This window comes from Myxococcus stipitatus DSM 14675 (genome assembly GCF_000331735.1).
GTDB lineage: Bacteria > Myxococcota > Myxococcia > Myxococcales > Myxococcaceae > Myxococcus > Myxococcus stipitatus.
Genome location: NC_020126.1, coordinates 2,315,230 through 2,341,321 on the forward strand (window position 1 = coordinate 2,315,230; position 26,092 = coordinate 2,341,321).

16 protein-coding genes are annotated in these 26,092 nt (G+C 68.8%); 8 read left to right on the forward strand and 8 right to left on the reverse strand.

Going from position 1 to position 26,092, the window contains the following annotated elements:
* The first annotated feature begins 79 nt into the window (after positions 1 to 79).
* Positions 80 to 1,063 carry an RNA polymerase sigma factor gene (locus MYSTI_RS09225; RefSeq protein WP_144370028.1) on the forward strand — a complete coding sequence of 328 codons (984 nt, stop codon included), beginning with the start codon at positions 80 to 82 and terminating at the stop codon, positions 1,061 to 1,063.
* 281 nt (positions 1,064 to 1,344) lie between these two features.
* Here the strand turns inward: MYSTI_RS09225 and MYSTI_RS09230 are convergent, their stop codons facing one another.
* The 3 genes from MYSTI_RS09230 to MYSTI_RS09240 all read right to left on the reverse strand — a co-directional run bounded on the left by MYSTI_RS09230 (position 1,345) and on the right by MYSTI_RS09240 (position 14,135).
* Positions 1,345 to 9,783: an RHS repeat-associated core domain-containing protein gene (locus MYSTI_RS09230; protein WP_015347465.1), complete on the reverse strand. Its 8,439-nt coding sequence runs from the start codon at positions 9,781 to 9,783 to the stop codon at positions 1,345 to 1,347.
* Positions 9,784 to 9,908: 125 nt separating this feature from the next.
* Positions 9,909 to 10,781 carry a hypothetical protein gene (locus tag MYSTI_RS09235; protein WP_015347466.1) on the reverse strand — a complete coding sequence of 291 codons (873 nt, stop codon included), beginning with the start codon at positions 10,779 to 10,781 and terminating at the stop codon, positions 9,909 to 9,911.
* A gap of 225 nt (positions 10,782 to 11,006) precedes the next feature.
* Positions 11,007 to 14,135 (reverse strand): hypothetical protein, encoded by a 3,129-nt coding sequence (locus tag MYSTI_RS09240; RefSeq protein ID WP_015347467.1) that lies wholly within the window; start codon positions 14,133 to 14,135, stop codon positions 11,007 to 11,009.
* 223 nt (positions 14,136 to 14,358) lie between these two features.
* Between MYSTI_RS09240 and MYSTI_RS09245 the strand changes: the two genes are divergently transcribed.
* The 6 genes from MYSTI_RS09245 to MYSTI_RS40565 all read left to right on the forward strand — a co-directional run bounded on the left by MYSTI_RS09245 (position 14,359) and on the right by MYSTI_RS40565 (position 20,290).
* Positions 14,359 to 15,012, forward strand: a complete 654-nt coding sequence (locus MYSTI_RS09245; protein WP_015347468.1) for a hypothetical protein — start codon at positions 14,359 to 14,361, stop codon at positions 15,010 to 15,012.
* A 104-nt stretch (positions 15,013 to 15,116) separates the two neighbouring features.
* Positions 15,117 to 15,827 carry an alpha/beta fold hydrolase gene (locus tag MYSTI_RS09250; RefSeq protein ID WP_015347469.1) on the forward strand — a complete coding sequence of 237 codons (711 nt, stop codon included), beginning with the start codon at positions 15,117 to 15,119 and terminating at the stop codon, positions 15,825 to 15,827.
* A 91-nt stretch (positions 15,828 to 15,918) separates the two neighbouring features.
* On the forward strand, positions 15,919 to 16,530 hold the full coding sequence (locus MYSTI_RS09255) for a hypothetical protein (RefSeq protein ID WP_015347470.1): 612 nt from the start codon (positions 15,919 to 15,921) through the stop codon (positions 16,528 to 16,530).
* A complete protein-coding gene (locus MYSTI_RS09260) occupies positions 16,527 to 17,831 on the forward strand; it encodes an FHA and sigma-54 interaction domain-containing protein (RefSeq protein ID WP_015347471.1) in 1,305 nt (434 codons plus the stop codon). Before MYSTI_RS09255 ends, MYSTI_RS09260 begins: the two co-directional genes overlap by 4 nt.
* Before the next feature lie 24 nt (positions 17,832 to 17,855).
* Entirely contained in the window at positions 17,856 to 18,782 is a 927-nt protein-coding gene (locus MYSTI_RS09265; RefSeq protein WP_044279407.1) for a hypothetical protein, read from the forward strand.
* Positions 18,776 to 20,290, forward strand: a complete 1,515-nt coding sequence (locus MYSTI_RS40565; protein ID WP_015347473.1) for a serine/threonine-protein kinase — start codon at positions 18,776 to 18,778, stop codon at positions 20,288 to 20,290. The genes MYSTI_RS09265 and MYSTI_RS40565 overlap by 7 nt, the downstream gene beginning before the upstream one ends.
* Before the next feature lie 542 nt (positions 20,291 to 20,832).
* Here the strand turns inward: MYSTI_RS40565 and MYSTI_RS09280 are convergent.
* Positions 20,833 to 21,741 carry a LysR family transcriptional regulator gene (locus tag MYSTI_RS09280; protein ID WP_015347474.1) on the reverse strand — a complete coding sequence of 303 codons (909 nt, stop codon included), beginning with the start codon at positions 21,739 to 21,741 and terminating at the stop codon, positions 20,833 to 20,835.
* A gap of 203 nt (positions 21,742 to 21,944) precedes the next feature.
* Here MYSTI_RS09280 and MYSTI_RS09285 point away from each other — a divergent pair, with 203 nt between their 5' ends.
* A complete protein-coding gene (locus MYSTI_RS09285) occupies positions 21,945 to 22,946 on the forward strand; it encodes a YeiH family protein (protein WP_015347475.1) in 1,002 nt (333 codons plus the stop codon).
* 12 nt (positions 22,947 to 22,958) lie between these two features.
* Here the strand turns inward: MYSTI_RS09285 and MYSTI_RS09290 are convergent, their stop codons facing one another.
* The 4 genes from MYSTI_RS09290 to MYSTI_RS09305 form a co-directional block, all read right to left on the reverse strand.
* Positions 22,959 to 23,873, reverse strand: coding sequence for a LysR substrate-binding domain-containing protein (locus tag MYSTI_RS09290; RefSeq protein WP_015347476.1), 915 nt, complete (start codon positions 23,871 to 23,873; stop codon positions 22,959 to 22,961).
* Between the two features lie 79 nt (positions 23,874 to 23,952).
* The gene (locus tag MYSTI_RS09295; RefSeq protein ID WP_015347477.1) at positions 23,953 to 24,849 is read right to left on the reverse strand and encodes a sterol desaturase family protein; all 897 of its coding nucleotides are present in this window, start codon (positions 24,847 to 24,849) and stop codon (positions 23,953 to 23,955) included.
* 48 nt (positions 24,850 to 24,897) lie between these two features.
* The gene (locus tag MYSTI_RS09300; RefSeq protein ID WP_144370029.1) at positions 24,898 to 25,665 is read right to left on the reverse strand and encodes a helix-turn-helix transcriptional regulator; all 768 of its coding nucleotides are present in this window, start codon (positions 25,663 to 25,665) and stop codon (positions 24,898 to 24,900) included.
* Positions 25,666 to 25,693: 28 nt separating this feature from the next.
* A complete protein-coding gene (locus tag MYSTI_RS09305) occupies positions 25,694 to 26,080 on the reverse strand; it encodes a DUF5666 domain-containing protein (protein WP_015347479.1) in 387 nt (128 codons plus the stop codon).
* Positions 26,081 to 26,092: the final 12 nt, after the last annotated feature.

Here is a 26,092-nt window from a genome sequence, read left to right on the forward strand (position 1 = left end):
GCTTACGGTGGATGTGCGGCACCAGCACCCGCCCGAACAGTGGCCGTATGGGCGTGAGGAGTTGGTGCTTACGTGCCTAGTGGAGACAGCCCTGTTCTCCCACGAACCGCTCGGGGACCAGAAGGTCGTGCTGCACCGGTTTGGTGGGAGCTACGGCCCGGCGGTGTTCCTTCTCACAGCGCAAAAGAATGTGCAGAAGGGGGGGATCTCGCTGAGCTTTGTGAACCGATTTGGGATGCCGGTGCACACAGTGGAGTTGGAGGATATCGAGGTTACGGAGGCGCCGGTTGAGGCCGAGGGGCTGCGAATTCTTGTGCCTGTGTCGCAGCGGGCCGCAATCCAGGATGGCGATGCTGCTTGGCGCATGGAGAAGGCTCAGGTGGGGGGATCTACTCGTCCCAGTAGCCTCGCGGAGGAAGAAAAGGAATTGGCGAGAATGCAGCCCTCCCGAGAGGTGTCCTCATCTAAACAGCGCTTCAAATCCCGAGATGAAGAGCTGAAGTTGCATGAGCGAGTGCTTCAGGGGGAACCGGTGAGTCATACTGAAGTCATGCAGGCATTTCTGGAGCCCATCATGCGCTCGCTGCTTAGGTCAATGAAGTGCAACCTCGATATTGCCTACGATTCTACCATCGATGCGTTGCTTTCTTATCTAAAGGTTCCTGAACGCTATGTGCCCAATACGGGGCGTCTGTCGACGTACCTGACATTTATTGCGAAACACCAGGCGCGGGCTCGGATCAGGTCGACGGTCAAGCAGGCTCGTCGCGAACAAGACTTCGCGAGCAGGGCGGATCTGATGGTGGGCGATTCACAAATACCTATGGAGGTCTCGGTGGAGGCATCCCTTCTACAGGATCGATTCGGAATGTTTAGTGCACAGGAAAAACATTTCCTTCGGTTGATGCTGTCTGGGGAAAGATCAACTCAAGTGCTATCCGACGCGTTGGGATTGCCTGCTGCTCCGCCGGAGGAGCTGCGACGGGTGGTCAGGCGCAGCCGAGACCGACTCATGAAAAGAATGACACGCCTAGCGACGGATGCCGATGAGAAGTCATCCTGACGTCGGTGACGAGAGAGCCAGCTCGTCAGCTTGGCTGCCTTGAATCCGGCACCCAGCTCCATTTCAGTGTTCTTGACGGGATTTGAACCGACGGGGTTCGACAGAAGCACCCTTGGAGGGAGTACTTCCCGTCGCGGTGCGGAATCAGGAGATGAAAGAAGCACAAACGGGGACTGTTGATGAGAGACGCCGTTGCCAATGGACGACCTCCAGGGTTGCGGAGATCGTCCCTGTACGCCGGCGCTCGCCCCCTGGTTATACGCGCGCTTTTCGGTCGCGCATCATTCGTCGTCGAGCTTCCCCCACCGGCCGGCGGTGCCGTAGATGTCGTAGCCGGGCATCGCGAAGAACGAGGCGGTGCCGTTGAGGTCGTAGCTCCCCCTCCTCTTCCCGGCTCCCCTGATCTTGGCGAGGAGGTTTTGCCGTGGGGTGTCGTAGTCGCCGGACGCTTTCCGGTACAGCGCGGACTGCTTGAACTCGCCCCAGCTCTGAGTGCCGGCGCCCGAGGCCGCGCCCGTGACGAAGCCCGTGAGCGTGCTCTTGACGAGCCCCTGATACCAAGGCTGATGCTGCTGGGCATTGGTGAGGAGGGTCGACACGTCGTTGGACACCATGCTCGCCACGCTGCCCACGACGGACCTGACGGCGATGCGCGCGCCAATCTCCTTGGAGCCCCTCCCCGGGGAGAGCTTCCCCATCGCCAGCACCCCACCGCCCGTCACGACTCCCTTCGCGAAGCCCGCGGCGGCGCCAATCCCCATGGCCTCGAAGAAGCCCTGGGCCGTGAAGTCGCTGCCGTGATTCACGTCGTATTTCAGCCCCGCGGTCCCGGCTTTCGAGAGGGTGCTCCCCGCGACAGTGAGGCCGAACCTCTTGGCCTTCTTGGCGCGAGACATGGGTTTCTCCGCAGGGGCCGCGAGCGTCGCGGCCCCCGAGGCCACCACCTGGGAGCCACCCGCCGCGGCTCCTTCCGCCGCACCCTCCGCCGCGCCCTCCGCCGCGCCGGCCGCGCCCCCCCTCGCCGCCTTGGTGCTCTTCTTCGCCACCCGGGTCGCGGCCTTGGCCGTGCGCCTCGCCGCGGTCGTGGTGCCGCCCGAGACAACCGAAAGGACGGTGCCGATGACGGCGAGTGCCACCATGGCGATGGCGATGCCAATCTGCTCCCCGAGCGAGAGTTCGCCCGTGGGGTCGGTGATGCCGAGCGGATTGTTCGCGGCGAAGACGTAGGGACTCGCGAACTGCCGCCGCGGGTCCGGTGTCACGAAGCGGCGAAGGACGGGGTCGTACATGCGGGCGCGGAAGTTGTAGAGCCCGACCTCGGCGTCCCACTCCTGCCCCTGGAAGAGGTACGGCGAGGCCGCCGTGTCGCCCTCCGCGAGCGTGAGGGCGCCGAACGGGGCATAGGCGTAGCGGGCCGCGAGGGTGGAGCCCTCCACGACCGCCCACACGGACTGGTCCGGGTCGGTCAGCGTGAAACGCGTCGTCGCACCCACCAGCGCGAGGAGCCCCGCAGGTCCCTGCACGAGCACCGTCCAGGACTCTCCATCCCGCCGAGCCACCGGGGCCAGACCGGAGCCGAAGAAGTAGACCGTGTCGGTGCCGTCGCGGCGCTGCTTGAGCACACGCTGCTGGCTCCCACCGTACGCGAGCCGGAGCGCGCCGCCGGTGGACTCGATACGCGTCGTCATGTTCGTGGTGCGTTCGTAGGTGAACGTCCGGCCAGCGCCCCCGAGGAGCTGGCCTCGTGCGCTCCAGGTGAGCGGCTGGGCGGGGCCCGCCCCGACCGAGACCGACGCGACCCGGTCCGAGCCGTTGACACACGGAGTGGCCACGGAGGTGCCGTCCTCCTCGGCTGCCCAGATGTTGCCGCTGGGGTCGTAGGTGTGGATGGTCATCGGCGTGGCGCCTGTCGAGCTGCGCAGCCGCCGCTGGCCGTCGTAGCCGAAGACCTGCTCCTGGCTGGATTGCTTGCCGCCGAAGTGCCAGCGCACGCCGCGCGTGTGGATGACACCATCCGGCTCGTAGCCATAGGTCAGCGCGAAGGACTGGTCGCCCGCCGCCGACGTGGTTGTCATCGTCGCCACCTGGCCGCGAGAGGTGTAGTCGACGAGCCGGGTCCACGCCCCCTGGCCGAGCACCTCCCGCTGCATCAACCCGTCCGCGCTCCAGCCGTAGGCCGCGAGGTCCGCGAGGCCCTCGGCGGTGCCGATGGACACGAGGTGTCCGAGCTCGTCATAGGCGTAGTGCACCGCCGCGAGCGGGGCCCCCTCCGGGAAGTCGACGCGGACCACCGCGTCGAGGTTGTCGTACGTATAGGCCACCGTGCCATCGGCGGGCACAGGCCCGTCGAGCGTCATTCGCACCGAGGTGAGGTGTCCGGTCTCGTCGTAGCCGAACACCTCGCTGACGGTGACGTCCCCGCCGTCTTCGGGGTTGTGTGCCACCGAGCTCCACTTCATGCCGATGAGCAGGGGCTCGGTCCCGTCGCCGTCGTAGCGCATCGACACCGCGACGGTGACTCCGGTGGTCGGCCAGTCGGGCTGGTTCGCGAGGAGCCGCAGCGCCACCGGGTCCCACGCGGAGGCGACCGTGCCTTCCTCCACCATGCGCCCGAGCGCGTCGTACTTGTAATAGATGAACCACTGCTCACCCGCGTCCAGCGCGGGCTGCACGAAGCGCAGCTGCCCGGTCACATCGGACACGAACTGCGTCTGCCCCGCGTCCGGGTCGACCAGGGACTCGGTGCGCTGGAGGGCGTCCGCCGTCATCCGCTGTGAATAGTCGCTCGGGACCTGCTGGGGCCCGCCCACCAGCGCGTTGGGGAGCGAGGTCTTGAGCGTGGCCACGGGACCGGAGGGGCCCACCGCGTAGGTCCGATTGCCCGCCGTCTGCGAGACCTCCTCTCCCGTGTTCGACACATACGTGCTCCTCACCGTCTGCGAGAGCGGGTCGGTCAGGCGCACGGACCGCGTCTGGACGGGGCTGGTGAGCGTGTCCTGGAAGTAGCGGCCGGCCGGGAGGTTTCCTCCGGGGTTCGCCCCGAAGCGCAGCCGCGTCGTCTGGCGCTGCTCCTCGGGGACCGAGAGGTCGATGGCGTAGGGCTTGCCAGCGCCGCCCTGCTCGAGCGACTGCTGACGCGGCGAGGCCTCGCAGCGTGTGCCGTCGTAGGGATAGCCCTGGTCGTCCGAGCGCAGGATGCCGCCCTCGCTCTGCCCCCGGTAGTAGTCGGCGATGTCGCCCTTCAGCTCCCAGGTGGTGGAGAGGTTGGCGAGGAAGTCCTCCACGTCCACGAAGCCAGGCCGGTACTGGAGCACGGGCTGGTGTTGGCCGGAACCGAACGAGCCGGGGGCGCTCTTCGTCGTCACGAGCGGTCGGTCGAGCGCGTCGTGGATGAGGCCGATCACGCTGCTGTCCGCCCCCTGGAGCTGCTGCGCCTGTCGCTGTCGGCCCGCGGCATCGCTGTAGGACGCGCCGACGCGGACATCCTCGGCGAGGGCGAGGTTGCGAATGGCGCCATCGCCGTAGCGGGTGATGGACAGCGTGTCCCCGACAGGACGGACCGGCTGGCTGTAGAGGAGCTGTCCGTCCGCGAAGAAGAGCACCACGCCATCACCGACGACGAGCAGCCAGTGCTGCGCGAGCGGCGGCGTGGCCAGCGCCGTCCAGGACACCCCCGCCTGGGAGGCGCTCCACCCCTGGTTCCAGTGGATCGCCACGTCGCCCACGGACACGGAGGCGACCCCGCTGTGCGCCTGGAGCTCGAAGTAGAGCGCGCGGGTTCCCGTCGCGGTGCCGCGCCAGGTGAGGGTCCCCCCGGCGTCCCCCGTGTGCCTGAGCGCACCGTCCGTGGCCACCCATCCCACCGAGGCGTCCCAGCGCTCGCGCCAGGTGCCACCGTCGCGGAAGGTCTCGAGCAGTCCACCCGTGGCGGGATGGACGATGACCTCCGCGTTGGGGCTCATGGGGGAGAAGACTCCTCCGTTGCCCCGGCGCGAGAGGAAGGTCTGGGTGACCTCCTTGACCTGGCCGGAGGCTCCCACCGAGACGGTCGGCTGGAAGGCGCGGTCGTAGGACGTGCGCGTGGTGCGGCCGCTCGCATCCTGGGTCGAGGTGACCTGCTGGCTCGGCTCGTCGAAGGTGCGGCACAAGAAGGTGTTGGCCAGCGGGGCCACCAACACGCTGTCGACCGTCACCGGGCTGGCGGTGGTGTTCGTCAGCGACAAGGAGAGCACCACCGACGCCTCCGTGGCTTCGGAGCGGAGCGCGAGCGGGGCGGCGGGGCCCGTCGCCGTGGCTCGCGTCCTGCGAGGGCGGGCGGCGAGGCGGGCGCGCCGGTCCGCGGAGCGCCGGTCCGGCGCGGGGACGGGGCCTCCGAGCACCTGGGGCGCTCCGAGCGGGACGGGCAGCGTGACGTAGCGCCAGGCGCCGTCCGTGGCGGGCAGCGGCACGTAGTGCGGCGGAGCGGCCACACCGTCGACGGTGACGGTCGCGAAGATGCCCGTGCTGGTGTTGGTGATGAAGCCCACCGGTGTCCGCACCCAGACCCCGATGAGGTATGTGCCCTCGGGGGCCTCGGGGGTCACCATCACGGCCATGGAGGCGTTGGCGCCGCCGGGCAGCCGGGCCGCGCGGATGCCCGTGCGCACGTCGTCCGCGTCGTACTCCACGCCGGTGAGCGTCCAGCGCGAGGTGTCCTCGTAGGGCTCGAAGCCGAGGAAGGCGAGCCCGCCGAAGGGCACGTTGGAGGATTGCGCGACGGCGAACTCACGGTTGGTGCTGTAGAGGGTGGCGGACGGCACGCCGAGGCCATCCACGCTCTCCTGTTCCTGGCCGTAGTCCGTGTGCTCCGTGGTGCGCGCCGCGAGCGCCCAGCCGGCCGGGTTGTCTCCCGGCGTGTAGGTCGCGAACGGGAACGCCACCTCGACGGCGTCGAGCAGGCCGAAGCTCGCCTCGGCCATCGAGATGAGCACGCCCTCGGCGCTGGGCCAACTGGCGTAGGTCGTCGCCATGGCCTTCACCGGGACGGTGCCCGTGTCGGTCGTGACGCTGTTCGTTTCCTGCGCGGAGTCGGTGAGCGCGTGGATGGCCGCCAGGCCCGCGTCGACCGCGACGCCCGGGACCCAGGTCTGCACGAACGTCTGGGCCTGTCCGTTGCCTCCGCACTGCTGGAGCGACGCCGTCACCGGCTGCCCGGTGGCGGGGCCCGGGGCTCCCTCCCGGATGTAGGTGAGGGTCTTCGTGGTGGGCACGCCGTTGCTGACCTGCGTGTCCACCGTCTGCGCCACCCACCCGCCGCGCAGCACGAGGGCCTCGGGTTCGAGGACGTCGGAGGCGACCTGCTGGTAGACGACCCAGGTGGTCTCGGTGCTCTCGAGCAGCACGCCCTCGCGGTCGCACGTCCGGGTGCGCAGCAGGAGGCCGTCGAGCATGTCGTAGTAGTTGGCGCCCGTCTCATCCGCCATGCCGTTGAGGTAGAAGCTGTCCACCCACCCGTTCACCGGGTTCGCGGCATCCGACGTCCCCGAGCACGTGCGCGCGGAGAAGAACTTCACGATGTGGCCCGTGGGGTCGCAGCCCGCGGTCTTCGTGTCGAAGACGTAGCGCGTGGGAATCGCGTTCCGATAGCCGTCCGTCACGTCCAGACCGGTGACGGCATAGTGCTGGAGGGGGCCCGCGAAGGTGTCCCCGGCGAACTGGTGGAGATACACCGTCGCCGCCACGTCGAAGTCGTTGGCGTCCTGGGGGTAGGTGGCGAAGAGCTGCGGTCCCTGGGCCGAGGTGCCTGGTCCCTGGCCGCCGACCAGCTTCTCCTGGGAGAACGGCTCGGGTTGGGCCACCTGGCCGTTGCGCAGCACGAGCGCCTCGGCCCGCTGGGAGGCGCTCCCCTTCATCGAGGTGAACGCGAGGAACGTCGGCCCCCCGTCGACGAGGGACTCGGAGTTGAAATAGGAGCCCTGCGCGCTCACCAGGGCCGCCAGGTTGGCGGACGCGGGCGCGGAGGTGACGGCGCTCCAGTCCGACGCGGTGCCTCGGAAGTACACATACGGACCGACGACCGCCCAGTCCTCACCGCCACTCGAGGGCCAGTTGTCCGCGGGGGTGTCCTGTGATGGCAGCGACTGTCCCAGCGCCGTGGGCGCCGGCTTCCAACCCGTCGTCGGGTCATACGCCATCACCTGTCCGACGGCCGCGCCGACCCCGCTGGTGGGCACCATGACCTGGAGGGCGTAGTCGGGCCCGAACGCGTAACGCTGGCCCTGGTTCGCATCGGGCGTGCCCGGGTTGAGCTTCGTGCTCACCACCCACGCCGTGCCATCGAAGCGCGCGAGGTTGCCGTTGGTGGCGACGAGCGTGTCGTCGACCACCTCCGGAGTCCAGGGTGTGGGCGCGTTGTCCCGCCCGAAGATGTCGTTGAAGTCGCCGAGCGTGTGGAGTTGGAGCGCGTAGTCCGCCGTCCACTGCGCCACCCAGACGCGGTAGTTGTTCTCCTGGGAGTTGTTCGCGAACAGGTGGGCCACCGCCACGAGCGAGGTGCCCGGCACGAGGGCGACACTCTCCGGGTCCATCGTCGAGAACTGGGGAACCGTGACGGGAGGTCCCGACCGCCACACGAGCAGGCTGTCCAGCCAGCGCAGCGTCAGCTTGCCGTCGACATCCAGGGTGGCCAGGTACTCGTCGCCGCCCGTGAACCACGTGTAGCGAGGTGCCGCGATTGTCTCACGCGTCCAGGTCCGCGTGGTCCAGCGCCAGGTGAGCACCTCGCAGCTGCCCGAGAAGGTCTGGTTGCTCATCTGCGCCACGGCGAGCCACGTGGTGCCGCCCACGAAGGTCGTGGTGATGCCCGCCGCTGGCAGCGTGAGGGTGGGGGTGTTCTTCGCGGTGGTGACACCGCCGACGGCGGCGCTGCGCCACTGGCCGGGCCGCGCCACGTCACGGTCGAAGACGTAGACGGCGCGCTCCGCGGGGCTGTTGCGCAGGAAGGTGAGCGCGAAGAAGTCCTGGTTGGCGACGACCTGGAGGGTGTCGAGGTCCAGGCCCCGCGTGTCGAGGAGGGCGTCGTTCGGGTCCAACTGCCAGGTGAGCCATGCCCCCGACCACGTCCAGACCTGGAGCGAGAGCCGACCGTTGGACGCGTTGTAGTACGTGACGACCGCGTAGTCCGGCCCGTAGTAGACGCGCGGCGAGCCACCGCCAACGGCGTCCGGCCGCTTCACCTCCGCGCGCCGCTCGCACAGCGCGAGGCTCTGGTGGGTATAGGTATAGGTGGCGGTGGCGCCCTCGGGAGAGGTGATGGACGCGAGCGCTCCGGGCTGGCCTCCCTGCACCGAGGTGTCCAGGGAGTAGCCGAGCACGATGCCGGGGCTCTCCACGCCGTCCTGGTCGAACTGGGTGACGCGGGTGAGGAACCGCTTGAACGTGTCGCCCCGGAGGGCGCCCGTGTTCGAGGTGACGTTGGCCACCTCGCGCTCCCGGCCGGGCGCCTCGGGCCTGGGGTCGTAGCCGAAGCGGAAGGTGAAGAGGGTGGCGCCGTCGGTCGCCCGGAGGGTGACCTTGTCGAGGAAGCGTGTCTCGTAGGTGTCCTGCCAGGCGCCGGGCGCGTCGCTGGGGACGGCGCGGTGCGGGTCCGCGTATTCGCGCGGGGCCTGCGGATCGGCGCTCCACAGCTTGTCGCCATAGTCGAGGGTGACGGTGCGTCCGAACACGTCGGTGACGCGGGTCAGGTAGACGGCCTTGGTGTAGGGCAGCCCGCCGGTGCCGACGCGTTGCTCGCAGCCGCGAATCAGCCCATCGCTGGTCCGCTCGAAGTCGTTGTAGCTGTAGGAGACGGTGCCGCCGAAGCGGTCGGTGACGCGGCCCAGATACCAGGCGCGCGCCACCTGGACCTGTCCCTGGGTGCGCATCGAGGCACCACTCCAGAGCGGCGCGCCGTTGCTGCCCTTCCACCACACCGACCATGACACCGTGTTGTTCACGCCGCGCGCCGCGCCCGCCGCGTCCCTCGTGACGCCGCCGCCGAAGGAGCGCCGCACCGCCGATTCACTCGTGATGACCCAGCGCTCGTAGCGGGGGTAGTACTGCGCCTTCCAGAACTGGTAGTTCTGGAGCTGGTACGCCTCGCCGCCGTCGCGGGCGAGCAGCCGCGCGCCGACCTCGAGCGTGTAGAGCAATTCGTGGGTGTCGTCGACGAGCTCCCAGACCCCCTGGCCGCCGCGTGCGATGGCGCTCGCGGACAGGAGGAGGCCGTGCGCGTGGAACTCCGCGACGAGCGGGGCGGGGACAGGCTTTCCATCCGCCAGGCCGCTCGCGAGCGCCGCGTCCGCGGAGAAGAGGCGGGGGGCCCAGGGCTGACGGACCAGCGTGTTGGGCACGCCGTTCTCGAAGAGTTCGTACTGCCGCGTCCCGGGCACCGGCGAGCCGGAGGCCGTGGCCTCAATCCAGGTCAGGGGAAGGCTCCAGCCCAGGCCGACCACCCCCGTGGGCGCCTCGCGGTTCCACGTCATCGCCTCACGGAACACGTTGGACTGGTACTGCAAGGACAGGGACACCTCCAGGCCGCTGTCCTCGGTGCGCCCGGGGAGGGTGAACAGGCTCTGGTTGAGATTCACATCTCCCCGGAACAGGTTGACGGAGCTCGAGAGGTTTCCCACGGAGCTGTCATCCATCTGGAACGTGCGGATGGCGGGGGGCTGGCTTTGTGATGAGGGATTGGAAGACGACATGGGAGACCTCGAGCGGTTGCGAATGGGGGTGGGGTCCGCGCGAAGGGCACGGGAAACGGGAATACGGGTGCCCCTCGTGTCGTGGGGCACCCGTGGGGTCCTGCCAGCGGGAATCCGGGGACGGCCTAGGGCTTCGGGATGGCGATGATCACGAACGTCACCTTGGAGCTGTCGTTCGTCTGGACGTTGCCGCTGTCATCCGTGACGAAGGCCTTCGGCGCCTTCAACCAGACGGTAGAACCCCCGGCAGTCCAACTCGAACAGCCACCGCCGATGGTCCTGACGTGATTGTCCTGACTCTTGTGGAACGTCACCTGGTAGCTCTGGATGAACACCGCGGCCGTGTCCTGGATCGGCTGATTGAAATCCGCGCGGTATTCGCCGTCCATCTGCAGGTTGAGCCCGGTCGTCTGCAACAGCCCATCCCCTGTGGAGATGGCGGCGACGAGGCCTCCGTTGACCTGGGCTGTCGAGGCGTGGTTGTTCGAGTTGTCACGCATCGACGCGACGGCCGTGATGGCGGCCTCGTTGCCGTGGACGGAGATGCCCGTCCCGAGCTGCATGGTCGCCAGCTGATGGTCATCGTTGTACGACAGCTTCCACCCGGACAGGAAGGTGGTGCCGATCGCACACGAGGAGCTTGGGAGCGTGAACCTGGTACTCTGCTCACCATTGGCGATGTTGTTCGCGTTGTCGAGCGCGATGGCGGGGTTCTTGGGGCCAACGACCGCAATGCAGCAGAGCTTCACGGTGCTGACGCTGGGGTCGATGTGGTGCCCGCTGTCGTCATGGAGCTTGGCGATGACCATGGCCGTGACGATGGAATCGCCCGACTTGTTGGTGCTGACGGAGAGCTCGATGGTGCGGACGTGGTTGTCGTTGTTGTAGCCGAACTTCCAGTACGCGATGCCGACGGCGGAGTCTTGGACGGGACCTCCGAACTTGAACTCCACGGTCTGGTCGGGTTTGGCGTCGAGGATGCGAACTTCGATGGGCATGGTGTGGCTCCAGGCTGAGGTCGCGACTGTTGATGGGGGCGGATGAAGTTCGTTTGCAATGCAAGGAGAAGGTGCGGCTCACTGGCGCCTGTCTGGGTCCCACCAGGCAGGTGCTGTCTCGTGAGCCGCCATTCATGGCCTTGATTGCCCCCCTCAAGCGACCATCATCCATACACCAAGTGTCGGGGCATGGATATTGGCCTGAGTGCCTAGAGCCCGCCGCCGCTACTTCGGCAGGATGCGCAATTGCTTGCCCTGCTGGTACGCCGGGTCTCCAAACACGTTGTCGGAGGCGTTGACATTCCCTGTCAGCCCGCCCACCACGTTCCATTGGGTGCCGGTTCCGAACGCCACCGTGGTCGGCTCATCCCCCACGTTGTAGCTGCTGCCCTCGTCGCAGACCTGGGTGAAGTCCTGCGTGACATTGTATGTCGAGCGGTTGGGATAACCGACCTGTCGGTAGTAGCCCTTGTTCGCGCCACCCGACTGCGGGTCTCCAAACGTCGCCGCGTTGAAGGTGATGCTGCCCGTGACGCCTGGAATGAAGCGGAACTTTCCATTCGCGCCGTAAGCCACGTCGCAAGGCCCTGGCAGGTTGAACGGCGCGGAGTCCCCGACGCCCGAGTTGAAGGTGGTGATGTCGTAACCCCCGGGCAGGTCCTTGGGCACGTTGACCGGCGCCAGCGCCAGCGGCCCCTGGTCCCAGCCCGTGACGACGAACATGAACCGCGTGGGCAAGGACTGCTCATAGAGCAGGAGGTTGTCCGCCGACGTGGTGCCGGCGAGCATGTCCATGTTGGGCTCATCCAGCGGAGAGGTGAACTCGCCCTGGGCCTTGGCGTTGGCCAGCGCCTGGAGGTACCAATCCCTGGCGATGGCCGGGAAGTACTTCAACTCCAGCGCCCACAGGTAGGCCTCCTTGAGGATGTACAGCCGGGCGGACATGGATTGCGTCGGCGCCAGCGTATTCAGATACGTGTAGACGCCGACCCCGCTGGAGGTGGTGCTCGTCGAGTCGCGCTTGAAGGAGAACGAGAAGTCGAACGTTCCGCCGGTGTAGATCTCCTCGGTGGCGGACACGCCCATGTTGTCGTTGGGGCCAATCTTCGCTGTCTCCAGGAAGCCCGCGTAGAGGTTGATGTCCAGGTGGACGCCAAAGCCCGACGTCTCGCTGTTCGTCACCCGGTACTGGCCGTCGCAGACCGACCCGCCGCTCATGGCGAACTTGAGGTACTTCTGGCCGTTGAGGTTGGTGGGCGTGCCGTACTTCGCGATGACGGCCGCCACGTAGTTCTGGCCCGTGTAGAAGGTGCTCAGGTCGGTGCCGTCCGGCGCGGTGAAGATCTGCTGGATCTGCTGCGGCGTCTTGCCTTGGGAGGCCAGCCGGTTCACGCACTCGGTATACAAGCTGAACATCCGGGCGTTGATGGCCGCCTCGGTGTAGGAGTCGACCACGCCGGGGGTACACGCGTAGGTGAAGTAGTCGCCCGCGGCGGTCTCATCCGCGTCCTCCGAGGCGACGGGCCAGTGGGCCACGAGCAGCGGCGCCGGGTTGAAGGTGGAGTCCTGGTTGAATGCGAGGTTCGCCGCCGTCCCGTATTGGGAGCGAAGCCAGAACATGGACCGGCCGAAGTAGCACCCGTAGGGGCGGACCAGGTAGGGCGACGGGTCCCCGAGCGGGAAGTATGGATGCCGGTAGGACTTCGTCTGCACCTTGATGCTCTGGGCCGTGAACTTGCCGTCCTGCCAGGCGAAGTGCCCGGAGGCTCCCGCCTTCACGGTGATGCCCCCGCTGATGCCCGTCTGGAATCCCGCGAACATGTCGACGCCCGCGGCGGCCGTCGCCTTCGTGGTGTACTGGAACCCCAGGCTCGCGGAGAAGTTGATGTCGTTCAGGACGACATCCTCCTGGGTCGTGTTCATCTCGTAATCAAACATGTTCCAGTCGGCCATGCCGTCGGGGCTGGTGTTGTCCCAGACCTCCGGCGCGGGGACCGGCATGGGGAACGGGTCGCAGATGGCCGTGAGCAGGCGCTTGCCCGCGTTCTCCTGCTTGGGCGGGTGCAGGGCGGTCTGCACCTTGAAGTCGCCATACTTCAAGGACGTCATCTGGATGGGCGAGCCGACCGATGACGACGCGAGGCGCACCCACGCGAGCCCCAGGATGATGGGGAGCAGGGTGGTGCCCTGGCTCGACGACTCCGGTGTGTTTCCGAAGGAGAAACACATCGAGATGGGGCCCTCGGTGTCCTCGTTCGTGCTCGGGAAGAGCTTGCCGTACTCCTTCCAGACGGGCGCGGCCGTCGTGTCGAGTTGCCGCAAGGGCCGGATGTCTTGAACCACGGCGATGCTGATGGCGTCGGCCTTGTTGTGGTCGGCGAACAGCGCGACGAGCCTGCCCGCGGGGTCCACGGCCAGCGCCGGGCCCTTCGCCTTGCGGCTCTTCACGGAGTTGGGCCAGGCGATGAGCATCGGTGCCGGGGCGTTGCTCGGGCGGGCATGGCAGGTCGCGTCCAGCGTCCAGGAGAAGGTGGTCGCGGTGACGTTGTGGTCATCCCACAGCGCCGCGATGACGCAGTTGACGGAAGGAGCCGTGGTCGTGGCGCCCGGCTGGGAGACGAGGATGGTGCGGATGTCGAGGTGCGAGATGTTCCCCGACGACTGCGCGGGGCTGGTGACGGGGGCCGTCAGGGACCAGGTCGGGACCTGGGAGACCCAGTTGTTGGTGAACGGGTTGTAGAAGTTCGTGTCCAGGACGAGGTGGTAGACCTGCACCGTGTTGTGCGTGGAGTCCCAGGCCACGTAGTTGAGGAGGATCTCCGACTCACCCTGGCCAACGCCGGCCGACACGCCGTTGGAGGAGATCTTCACGCCGGCGGGATTGCCTCCCGCCGCGGAAGCCGGCAGGCAGACCTGACACCAGTCCGTCGTGGCGCGGTGGACGCCGGGCGCGAAGCGGGCCGCGTAGAGATAGCTGTTCTTGGAGTCAATCCAGAAGACGTAGAGGGCGTCTTGCCGTGCGACCACGCCCAGGCGCTTCGTGGTCTGGAAGTTGATGGAGGACTGGAGGGAGTCCTTCTGGAGGCTGAACGACGTCCACGGGTCCAGGCGCTTCGGATTGCCCTGGGGGCGGCTGTTGTAGGCGGCGGTGGCGGAGCTGAAGTAGCCCTGGATGTTGTCGTCATCATTGACGCCGACCAGGGCCATCGAGCCGCCCATCTGGATGAGACGGAATTCGCCGTTGTCACCGTCGACGTCGAGGGCGCCGGCGACAGGGATGCCGATGATATCGGTGGTGGAGGGAGGCGTCGGGAGCGGCGGCGGCGTGGTGGCGGCGGCGGCGGAGCTGGACACGGGGGTTCCATTTCGTGGCGGATGACGACGTGGGGGTGCTCCCTGATTACAATTGCAATTACGGCGCCATCCACCGTGGTGGGATTTGTCCCAGCGGGCACGCTCCGTGACGCCCTGGGGGAGTGGAAGTGTCTGCGTCCAACATGAACGCGGCTGCGTCCTTCCAATGTCAGAGCATCTGGGTTGTGCTGGACCGGATGGTTGAAGGCCGAAAGGAGTTACCGTGAATCTCCTAGGAGTCGTGGTCATCCTGGCCGTGTCCTCCGCCGCGCCCCAGGGCTCGGAGGGAAGCTGCGCGACGGCGAATATCGAGACAGCGCTCAAGGCGGTGTTCGAGCGCTATCCGAACGCGGGGGAGTTGGACTTGATGCGTGACTCCGGGGAGCCCGTCACGCCCGCGTTCCTGTCCACCGCGTTCAAGGTTCGCGACGTGCGGAATGGTTACGCGACGCTCGAGCATGCGGACCTGGTGGAGCAATACGAGGCGGCGCTGTTCAAGAACTCCAGCGGCTATCACCTGGTCATCGTGTCCACGGGAGGCTCGGTGAGTCGCCTGGGAGTCTTTCGCTGCGATGCGCGGGGACTGGTGCCGGATGCGCAGGCGTTGAGCTTCTCCCGGGAGGACGCGCTCAAGCTCTATGGGGATGCGGGGCTCATCGGGAAGAAGGGGCTGACGGCGCAGCACCTCCAGGACTGGGCGGGCTCCCTGGTGCAGTTCGCCTTGCCGCGCAAGGGGCGGAGCATCGTGCTCAAGGCCGCTGTCGATGAGCCGGCCCACCTGCATGGGAAGAAGCTGGGGACGGTCGAGTACAGCGACGGCCGCTTCACCGTCCACTCGCTCGGAAAGGCGAAGCAGGCGTCCGCGTCAGCCGAGTGAGCCTCCTGTCCCCGCGGGCTTGCTTGCCCGTGGTGGATTGCGCCCCCTCTTCGCGATGGCGACTTTTGAGCCATTCATTCCTGTCCGCGGGAAGGGGCGCGACGATGTCCATGAACATCCTGCTGGTGCATGGGGCGTGGGGAGATGGCTCCAACTGGAGTCGTGTCATTCCCTTGTTGGTGTCACAGGGCTTCCATGTCACGGCGGTCCAGAACCCGTTGACGTCGCTCGCCGACGATGTGGCGAACACCCGGCGCATCCTGGGCCTTCAGAAGGGGCCGACGCTGCTCGTCGGTCATTCCTATGGGGGCGCCGTCATCACCGAGGCGGGCAATGACTCGGACCTCGTCACGGGGCTGGTCTACATCGCGGCCTTCGCTCCGGACGCGGGCGAGGGGCTGGGGGACTTGCTGGGCCGGGGCCAGCCACCTCCGGGCGGTGCCAACATCTATCCGGACCCCGATGGCTTCCTGTGGATAAGACAGGAGGGCTTCCGAGAGAGCTTCGCGCAGGACCTGGGCGAGATGGAGGCGCGGGTGCTCGGCGTCGCCCAGCGGCCCATCGCGGGGCGGTGCTTCAGCGACAAGGTCACGCGGCCCGCGTGGAAGGTGAAGCCCTGCTGGTACCAGGTCTCCGAGCAGGACCGGATGATTCCTCCCGACACGGAGCGGTTCATGGCGCAGCGGATGCGGGCGACCACGCGCTCGCTCGCGGCGAGCCACGCCTCGCTCGTCTCGCAGCCGGCGGAGGTCTCCAAGCTCATCCAGGAGGCGGCCGCGAGCGTCGAGGCCGGAGCGGGCGCGAGCATGCACTGACGCGTGGGCCCCTGGCCCGAGCGCCTCGCTGGCCGCGCGACGCTGGAGTCGCTAGTGTCGTGCCCGCGAGGCCCGGGCCAGGAGCGCTGCTGTGCGGACGTGTCGACAGGGTGTGGTGCTGGCGCTTGGACTGGCTTGCGGGCTGGGATGTCTTCCGGACCCTGTCGACGTCGCGGGGAAGCGCTGTGACTCGCGGGAGGAGTGCGGCGCGGGCTTTGTCTGCCAGGCCGGGCGCTGCGCCACGGACGGTGCCGGGCCGGACAACCTGGTGGGCAACGCGGGCTTCGAGCAAGGCGTCGACGGCTGGGTGTCCACGGGCTCGCTGACCGCGGTGCGTCCGGGCTTCCGGGGCGAGTCCGCGGGGCGGCTCGAGGTGCCGCTCGCGCAGGAGCGGGTGACGCTCCAGCCCCTCTCACCCCCGCTGCTCGAGGCACAGGACAGCTACTACTGCGCCTCGGCGTGGGTGCGAGGACCTTCCGGAGGTTCGGCGACGCTCGCGTTGCTGAGTGACTCCGAGCCCCAGGACCCGGTGTCCGTTTCGTTGAATGACACGTGGCAGGAGGTGAAGACCTCCACGCTGTTCGTGGGGGAAGAGGTGGGCTCGGTGCGACTGACCTTCGTCGCCGTGCCGGGCGCCGCGCTGAGCGTGGATGAGGTCCGGCTCTGGCGCGCGGGCTCCATCTTCTGTGAGGACGGACCGTGAGCGACTCGGCGCCGAGCACCGCGCCCCTCACCGAGAAGACGGACCCGGAGGGCCCGCTCTCGCCGGTGCGGCTGCTCGTCCTGGAGGGCAAGGACCTGGGACGCTCCGCGGTGTTGGAGCGAGGCACGGCGGTGGTGGGGACGCTGCCGTCGTGCGAGCTTGTCCTCACGGACGACACGGTGTCGCGCCAGCATCTGAGCATCGAGCTGTTGGGGTCCTCCTTGCGCGTGCGGGACTTGGGGAGCCGCAATGGCACGCGCTACCTGGGGGCGCGGGTGGAGGTGGTGGAGGTGCCCCTGGGCGCGCTGGTGTGCCTGGGAAGGACGCAGCTCGCGCTGCTCCCGGAGACCTCGTCGACCGAGCGGGTCAGCGCGCGCACGGAACTGGCGGGACTGCTGGGCCGCTCGTTGGCGATGCGGCGGCTGTTCACGGACATCGAGCGCGTGGCTCCCACGGGGCTGCCGGTGCTGCTCCAGGGGGAGACGGGGACGGGGAAGGAGGGCCTCGCGAGGGCCCTGCATCAGCTCTCCGGAAAGGCGGGCGCGCTGCGGGTCTTCGATTGCGGCGCCGTGCTCCCCAGCTTGTTGCCCGGAGCGTTGTTCGGCCACGCGCGGGGCGCCTTCACGGGGGCGGTGGCGGAGGCTCCTGGCGCGCTCGAGGCCGCTCACGAGGGCACGCTCTTCCTGGATGAGGTGGCGGAGCTTCCGCTGGAGGCCCAGCCGGCCTTCCTGCGGGTGCTGGAGACGGGCGGCTTCTTCCGCTTGGGGGAGAACGTGGAGCGGCGCGTCCGCTTCCGCGTCATCGCCGCCACGCACCAGGACCTCCAGGCCGCGGTGAAGAGGGGGACCTTTCGTGAGGACCTCTACCATCGCCTCGCGAGCGTCGTGCTCCGGGCGCCCGCGTTGAGGGAGCGACTGGAGGACATCCCCCTCCTGGCCGAGCACTTCGCGCGGAGCCTGGGGACCTCGCTCCCCCTGTCGCCCGCGAGCCTCGCCACGCTGACGGCCTATCACTGGCCCGGCAATGTGAGGGAGCTGCGCAACGCGGTGGAGCGCGTCGTGTCGCTGGGCGCGGAGGCCGCGTTGCCTCGGCTCGCGACGAGCGAGGCCTCGCAGCCGGAGGACTTCCATGCGACGCGCGAGCGGGTCCTCCAGGCCTTCGAGCGAAGCTACCTGGAGGCGCAGCTTGCCCGGCACAAGGGGTCCGCCGCCGCGGCCGCACGCGCGGCGGGGCTGGCCCGCTCCTACTTCTATCGCCTGCTCAAGACGCATGGGCTCGTCCCCAGAGGAGGGAAGGGCTGACGCGAGGCGCTTGGGATAACGTCCGTGCGCATGTGGCTTGCCGTGGTGATGACGGTGTTCCTGGGGCAGACCTCCCCCGCGAACCCCTATCTGGAACAAGCGTGGGGGAAGTACGAATCGCTGCACTTCGCGGAGGCGGTGGAGTTGCTGCGGCTCGCCGAGCAGGTCCCCACGAGCACGCGAGCCCAGCGGGTTGGAATCCTGGAGCTGAGAGCCCGCTGCGAGCTGGCGGAGGGGCGGCGCGCGGAGGCGGAGGAGAGCTACACGCGCATGCTCACGCTGGAGCCTCGCGCCGAGCCTCCGGGAGACCTCTCCCCCAAGATTCTCGAGGCCTTCCAGGCGGTGAAGCGCGGGCTGTTTCCCTCGGGCTATCTGGCCTTGAAGCAGCTCCCCTCGACGGAAGGGCTGGTGCGGGTGGAGGTGGTGGACCCCTGGCACCGGGTCTCGGAGGTGGTGCTGCGCTGGAGCGCGGGGCTCGGCGAGGACTGGAGGGAGGCGCGGGCGATGCCGGACGACGGGCGGTGGCTGTTCGAGCTCCCCAGGGACCGGTCTGCTCCGGTGCCTTGGCATGTGGTGGCGCGCGACGCGGAGGGGAAGGAGGTGGCGCGGCTGGGGGAGGCGGAAGTCCCGCGCGCCGTCGTGGCGCCCCTCCTCGCTCCGGCACCGCGACCTGGGGACACGTCGAAGGCCCCCGTGGAGGTCGCGGCCTCGAGCCGTCTTCGGGCAACGCTGGGCTGGGTGGCGATGGGGGCCGCGGTCGTCGCTGGCGTCAGCGGCGCGGTGCTGCAAGTCCGCTCCCATGAGTCGCGGGAGGCCGCGGAGCGCGCGGAGTGGGCCCGGGATGCGCGGCGTCACTCCGACCGGGCCCGCTCCCAGGCGGGGTGGGCCACGGGGCTCTTCGCCGTCGGCGGCGCGGCGGCGCTGGGCGGAGGGGTCCTGTTCGCATGGTGAAGGACGGAGCCACGACTCGGGGCGCGCGCCTGGGGGACTACGAACTGCTCGCGCGCATCGCGGCGGGTGGAATGGGAGAGGTCTTCATCGCCCGACGGCGAGGGCCCGCGGGGATTGAGCAGCGCGTGGCGCTGAAGACCGTTCTCCCCCATCTGGCCGATGACCCGCGCTGGCGCGACCGCTTCCTCGAGGAGATGCGCTTCGCGGCGATGCTGAGCCATCCCCACATCGTCCCTGTCTCCGAGTTGGGCTGGGAGGATGGGCGCTTGTTCATGGCGATGGCGCTCGTCGAAGGGGTGAGCCTGGCGCGGTTGCTGAGGGCGTGCCGCCGCGAAGGGCACCTGCTGTCGATGCCGCTGGTGCGGTTGTTGGCCACGGGGCTGTGCGAGGCGCTTCAGTATGCCCATCAGCTCCGGAGTCCCTCCGGCGAGGCCATGGGGCTTGTTCATCGCGACGTGAATCCCGCCAACATCCTGGTGTCCGCGCAGGGCGCGGTGCTGCTGGGAGACTTCGGCATCGCGCGCCCGGCCACGAGCGACACGACACACGGAGGGCGGGCTTGGGGCAAATACCCATACATGCCTCCGGAGCAACTGGACGGCGTGCGGCCGCTGGATGCGCGAGTGGATGTCTTCGCGGCCTCGGTGACGCTGTATGAGGCCCTGACGGGTGTTTCGCCATTTCTGCGCGAGACCGATGAAGCGACGATTCAAGCCATTCGAGGCACGGAGCTTCCGGACGTCACGCTCCTGCGGCCCGACGTGAGCCCTCGCGTCGCGGAGATGCTGCGTCGCGGGGCTGCTCGGGAGCGAGGATTGCGGCTCGGCTCCGCCAGCGACCTGCTGGATGGAGTGCTGGAGGGCCCCGTGGCCCGTCCCTCCGAGCTGGGGGCGCTGGTCGAGAGGTTGTGCGCGGCGGAGCTGGCGGTCTTCCGGCGGTCCGAGCCGGTGGGCGGTGATGTTCCCGTCACGCGGACGCTGCGGCCCGTGTCCGCGGGTGGCACGGGGGGCGTGACAGCGCGGTGGCTCGGTGGTGCTCGATGGCCCGGGGTGCTGGGCGGACTGGCTGTGCTCGCTGGGGGCGGGTGGCTCTTTCTCCCGCGAGGTGAGGCGCCCGCTCCGGTGCCTGTGTCTTCGCCCGAGACGCGGGCGGTCCAGGAGGCTCCTCGGTTGGCGGAGGTGTCGCCTGCCAGGCCCGAGGAGTCGGCTCCTCCCGAGGTGGCTCCTCGTGTGCCTGTCGCGGTGAAGGCCGTGGAGGCACGCGCGGCGGTCCCGGCGCCGAAGGCCGTGGAGGCCATCGGGTTCCTGACCGTGGACGCGCGGCCCTGGGCGGTGGTGTCCGTGAACGGGCGTGAGGTGGACCGGACGCCCTTGGCTCGCTACCCGCTGCCAGCGGGCCGGCATCTCGTCGTGTTCCACAATCCCACGCTGGGGTTGACGGAGCAGCGCACCGTCCAGGTCGAGTCGGGGAAGGTCGCCACCGTGCGGGTGGACTTCGCCGCGCCCTGACGGACCTGGGCCGGGTGTCTTGGGGCAGGACAGTTGTCCCCTGGCAGGAGACAACCGCGAGTGGGGGGCGTGCACCAAGTCCGCGAGAAGAGGTGAGTAGGACTCTCCTGGGTCATGGTCGCCGATGGGGGCATGGGGCGTGCACTGAGGGCGGGGCATCACTCGCTGGGGCGCGCAGCCTCACGTGAGTGCCTCACCACTCATGGTGCTCTGTCTCAAGGGAGTTGCTTCGTCATGAAGACGCTGGCTTTCGTGTGTGCATCGCTTTCGCTCCTGCTGCTGACCCCTGCCTGCGGAAAGGATAAGTGCACCGCGGAGGAGTCGACCACCTGTTCGAGCAAGCACAGCACGTGTGTCAACGCGTGCGGCGGCGGGAACGAGCCGGGCTTCCTGGCTTGCACCGAGAGCTGCAACAAGAAGCTGTGTGATTGCGAGTCGGCTTGCGGAAACGACGAGTGCGACACGTCTGACAAGTAGGCCGGGTCGGGACCTTGGGGGCGTGAGCCCGCGCGGGGAGAGGTGTCCTCGCGCGGGTTCTTGATTCAGGGCTTCTCGAGCAGCCAGTCGCGAACCGCGAGGAAGCGTGCGGTGGGGGCCGCTGTCCGGCGCCATGCGACATACAAGGTGCCGAAGGGGCGTCGCGCCGAGCGCCGGTTCGGCTCGGGGGTGACGCTCTCCACGCGGCCCTCGCTCAAGGCGGGCTCGACGAGATAGTCCGGCAGTACCGTCATGCCCACGCCGGCCTCGGCGAGGGAGAGCATCTCGTCCAGGTTGGCGATGCGGCACACCACGCGGGAGGGGAGTGGCTCCTTGGGACCGAAGGCGGAGCGCCACCAGGGGCTCAGCATCGCGAGGTCGGAGTCGAAGGCGATGAAGCGATGGGCCGCGAAGTCGCGCGCGCTCTTGGGGGTGCCCCAGCGCTTGAGGTAGGCGCGTGAGGCCACGGCCACGAAGCGTTCCTGCGCGACGGGATGGACCTCCAGGCCCGGAGCGTCGGGGAGGAGGCCCACGATGCCCAGGTCCAGCTCTCCCTCGACGAGGCGTCGGGAGACGCGGCTGGGCACATCGAAGCGGACCTCCAGGTGAAGCTCGGGGTAGCGCTCCAGGAGGGTGGGGAGGCGAGGACGCAGCCAGTATCGGAAGAAGGGCCAGGGGCCCGCGAGGCTCACCTCGCCGCGCACGGCGCGCTGGGCCTCGGCGGCTTCCTCGAGCGCGGCATCCAGGGCGGGCAGGTGCGCGCCCAGCTTCGCGACCAGGGCTGCGCCAGCGGTGGTGAGGCGGGTGCCTCGACCGACGCGCTCGAACAGGGCGGCGCCGACGCGCTGCTCCAGTGCCTTGAGTTGCTGGCCGACGGCGGAGGCGGTGATGCCCAGCCGAGCCGCGGCGGCGGCGTGGGTCCCCGCGCGGCTCACTTCCCACAGCGTCCAGAGTGCTTCGTGATTGCCGGCCATCGCCCGAGCTTACTGTCCCGGCCAGAGAATCCACGGAGGGCCTGGCAGGTCACGAGCCGGGAGTGGCGCGCGCGGGCTGTCCTGGCCATCGAATCCACGGCGGGCTCAGCGGTTCGTGAGACCTGCCCCAGCCATCAAATCCACGGATGGCTCATCAGTTCTTGCGACTGGTCCATGGATGTCTCGGCGGGCACTGAAGAGGCATGTCCGCAACCTCCTCACGACCCGATGCTCCTCGCTCCTTGCGCGACACCACGCTGGCCCTCGGGCGGCTGCTTGTTCCCCTGGGCGCGCTGTTGAGTCTCTGGCCGGGTGTGTCCACGGCGGTCGCCCTGGTGGCTGGAATGCTGGTGGCCCTGAGCGTCGGCAATCCCCATGCGGCGCTCACCCGCCGTGCCACGCACCTCCTCCTCTCTCTCTCGGTGGTGGGCCTGGGCGCGGGCATGGACTTGCGCGTGGTGGCCGAGGAAGGCGCGCGCGGCTTTCTCTACACCGTGGTGGGCATCACCGCGTGTCTTGCGCTCGGGGCCCTCCTGGCGCGGTGGCTGCGCGTCTCGCGTGGCGCGGGGCTGCTCATCAGTATCGGCACGGCCATCTGTGGAGGCAGTGCCATCGCGGCGGTGGTTCCCGTGCTGCGGCCTCGAGAAGAGGACGTGTCCATCGCACTGGGGACCGTGTTCTTGCTCAACGCCGTGGCCCTCTTCGTCTTCCCCGTCGTGGGGCACGCCGTGGGCCTGGACGCGCGCCAGTTCGGACTGTGGAGCGCACTGGCCATCCATGACACCAGCTCCGTGGTCGGCGCGGCCATGCGGTACGGACCGCAGGCGCTGGAGGTGGCGACCACCGTGAAGCTGGCGCGCGCGCTCTGGATTGTCCCGCTGACGGTGTCCCTGGGCTTCTGGCTTCGACGGACCGGCCAGGCGTCCACCCAAGGGCAGGGGCCCGCGCGCCGCCCCTGGTTCATCCTCGGCTTCCTCGCCATGGCGGCCCTGGTGACGTGGGTGCCGTCACTCCGGCCCGCGGGGCAGATGGTGACGCACGTGTCCCAGCGTGTCCTCGTGCTGACGCTGTTCCTCATCGGCGCGGGCTTCTCGCGTCAGGCCCTGCGCTCCGTGGGCCTCAAGCCGCTGGCCCAGGGCATCACCCTGTGGCTCTGCATGGCGAGCCTGAGCCTGGGCGCCATCCTCCTCCACGTCATCTCGTGAGGGCGCGTGTCCTCAGGAATGCGCCAACGCAGGGGGCGCCGCACGGGCATGGCGCAGGAAGTGGCCCGCGATTCCCCCCGGAGCATCCACGGGCAGCACCCAGGAGAACGTCCGCCGCACCTTCAGGTCGGGCAGGGGCAGCACCCGGAAGCGCCCCGAGCTCAGCTCCGCCTGGATGCTCCAGCGCGAGAGGAACCCCACTCCGAGCCCCGCGGCCACCGCGCCCTTGATGGTCTCGGTGCCGCCGAGCTGGAGGTCTCCCGCCCGCGGCCCCCGGCGCACCCCCGCGCGCTTCAGCGCCCGCTCCAGCACCGCGCGAGTGCCCGACCCCAGCTCGCGCCAGAGCAGCGGCACCGTCTGGAGCATGTCGAGGGTCCGCACCTGGAGGATCTCCTTCGGCGCCTGCGTGGCGACGACCGGCAGCAACTCGTCATCCAGATAGTGCTCCAACCGGAGCCCCGCGGCGCGAGCATGTCCCTCCACCAATCCCAGCGGCGCGCGTCCCTCGCCGACCCAGCCGAGCACCTGCTCGGAGTTGCCCACTTCCAGGCGCACCTGGAGTCCCCGGTGCAGGCGCAGGAAGGACGCCAGCAAGTCCGGGACGACGTAGCTCGCCAGCGTGGTGCTCGCGGCCAGCACGAGCTCCCCCGTCAGGACCTCCTCACCCGTCACCGCGAGCGCGGCCTCCTCCAAGAGCTGATGATGCCGCTGCGCATACGCCAGCAGCCGCTGACCGGCCTCATTGAGTCGCACCCCGCGAGCCGTCCGCACCAACAAGGGCTGACCGCATTCCCGCTCGAGCTGGCGGATCTGCGCGGTGACGGCGGGCTGGGACAGGTGCAGCAACCGGGACGCCGCGGACACCTGCCCCGTCGTCGCCACCACGCGGAAGGTCTCGAGTCGGCGAGGGTCGAGGCGGTTCGTCAACGGAACGTCTCCAGGTGGACTTGCTTCGAATCATCCCCGTCGAAGCGGATGCACGAGCGACTGTCCCACGAAATGGCGCTCAGGCGTCTTGCCCCGAGGGGCTGGCCCCGATGCCCCCGCGTGCCCCGCGCCGTCCCCGGAAGGGCCAGGCGAGCTGACCCAGGTAGTCGGTGGGGAGCGTGGGCTCGTCATCCATCCCTACATCGAGTGGCGCCTCGCCCTTCTGTGGAAGCGCGGTGCCGAAGAGTCGGTCCCACACGGACAGGATGGCGCCGTAGTTGCCTTGCACGTCCGCGTACAGCCGCTGGTGGTGCCAGCGGTGCAGCTCGGCCACGGCGAAGACATGGCGCAAGACACCCGCGCGATAGGCGATGTTCCCGTGCTGGAACATCAGGTGCAATGTCACCGCGGCAAGCGCACAGGCGACGACGGTGGGAGGCGCCCCGAGCAGTCCCATCACCAGCAGCCCCGGTGCGCCTTCCAGCGCCTCATGAAGCAAGTGCCTGCGTTGTCCATTGAGCCAGTACACGCGGCGAGGGCTGTGATGGATGGCATGCAGTCGCCACAGCGCGGGAACATGGTGGCTCGCACGGTGGATGCCATAGAGCCCCAGGTCGAGGAGCACTGTCCCCACGAGGAACTGCGCCCAGAACGGCCAGTCGCGAGGCCACCAGGACAGCGCGCCTCCCGTGAGCTCCATGGCCAAGGTGTAGAGCAGGAGTGAGACGTGACTGAGCGCCAGGTTGCCCGTCACGTGGAAGACGTCCGTCAGGGTGTCCCCGTCGTGGTCCCTCCGCCAGACCTCCGCGTGGGGGAACACGCGCTCGAGCGCGAGGACGAGCAGCGCCGCGAGCAGCAGGATGGGCGGCCCCACATGCCAGTAGGGGAGCCCCTGGCTCACGCCGGCCACCAGTGCGGCCGTGCCTCCGAAGAAGATGACGGGGTAGGGGAGATACGAGACGGGGTGTGTGCTCATGCCCCGGAGCGTCACCTCCCAGCGGGCCTCCCGGATTGGACGAACTGGCTACTTCGCGAGGGCGTCGTCGTCCGTGGGCGTGGGCAGCACCCACTCCGCGCGGCCCATGACGTCGGAAGGCCGGATGCCGAACATGCGGCGGAAGATGCGCGTGAGGTGCGCGCCATCCGTGAAGCCCGCGTGGTGCGCGGACTCCGTCAGCGTCGCGCCTTCGCGGAGCCGGGCGACGGCGCGCTGGAGCCGGAGCCACGCGACATAGGGGCGCAGCGGGAGTCCCACGTGCTGGGGGAGCAGGTGCGTGAGCCGCCCGGGGGAGATCTCCGCGTGCTCCGCCACCGCGCCCAGCCGGATGTCTCCCTCCAGGTTCGCCGCCACGAAGCGAACCGCTCGCTGCACGGCGGGGTGGATGACCTGCGGACGTGACTCGGGACTGGCGAGCGCGTCGACGAAGGACTGGGCGAGCGGTCTCGCCTGGGCCCAGGTCTCGGGTACGGCTCGCGGTGTCCGCGTCCACAACGTCCTGCCCGCACGCAGCCAGTCCGAGGTCTCGACCAAAGGCCCCAGCTCGCGGCGCAGTCGCCGCCCCACGAGTCCATCCGGGTCCAGGTAGAGCAGCAGCACCGAGGGGCTCGGCGCCGTGACTTCGTGCAGGGCATCGGGAGGAATCACCGCGGCCTGGCACTGCACCGCGCTGTCTTGCCGCGGTCCTCGGAGGTGGAGCGGCGAGCCCAGGCTCACCATGACCTGGAAGGCATGGTGCGCGTGGAGCGCGGTGGCGCGCACCGGGCCCCCGTAGAGCAGGGTCCCGGTGCCCATGAACAAGCGGCCATTCCAGCTCGTGGGCTCAGTGCCCGGAGTGCCCATGGTCATGTCCGCTCGCGGCCGGCGCGGGCTGTGCGGCCTTCGCGTCCGCCTTCGGCTTGCCGAACTTCACCAACTGCGCATGCACCTGACCGTTCTTCATCTTCATGCCGTGGACGACCACGCGCTCTCCGGCCTTGAGGTCCGCCGCCGTGACGTCCGCGCCGCTCTTCTCGTAGCGCGTGCTCGCGTCCGTCATCACGTCCTCCTGCTTCATCTCGGAGGTCTCTACCACGAGCGTGCCTTGCTTCACCTCCTTCACCGTGCCCATGACGTGGACACCGTCCTTGCCGTGGGAAAGCGCCATGGCCGGAGAGAGGAGGGTGAGGGCGAGCAGGGCGGCGGAGGTGAAGCGGGATGAGGTCTTCATGAGTGTTCTCCA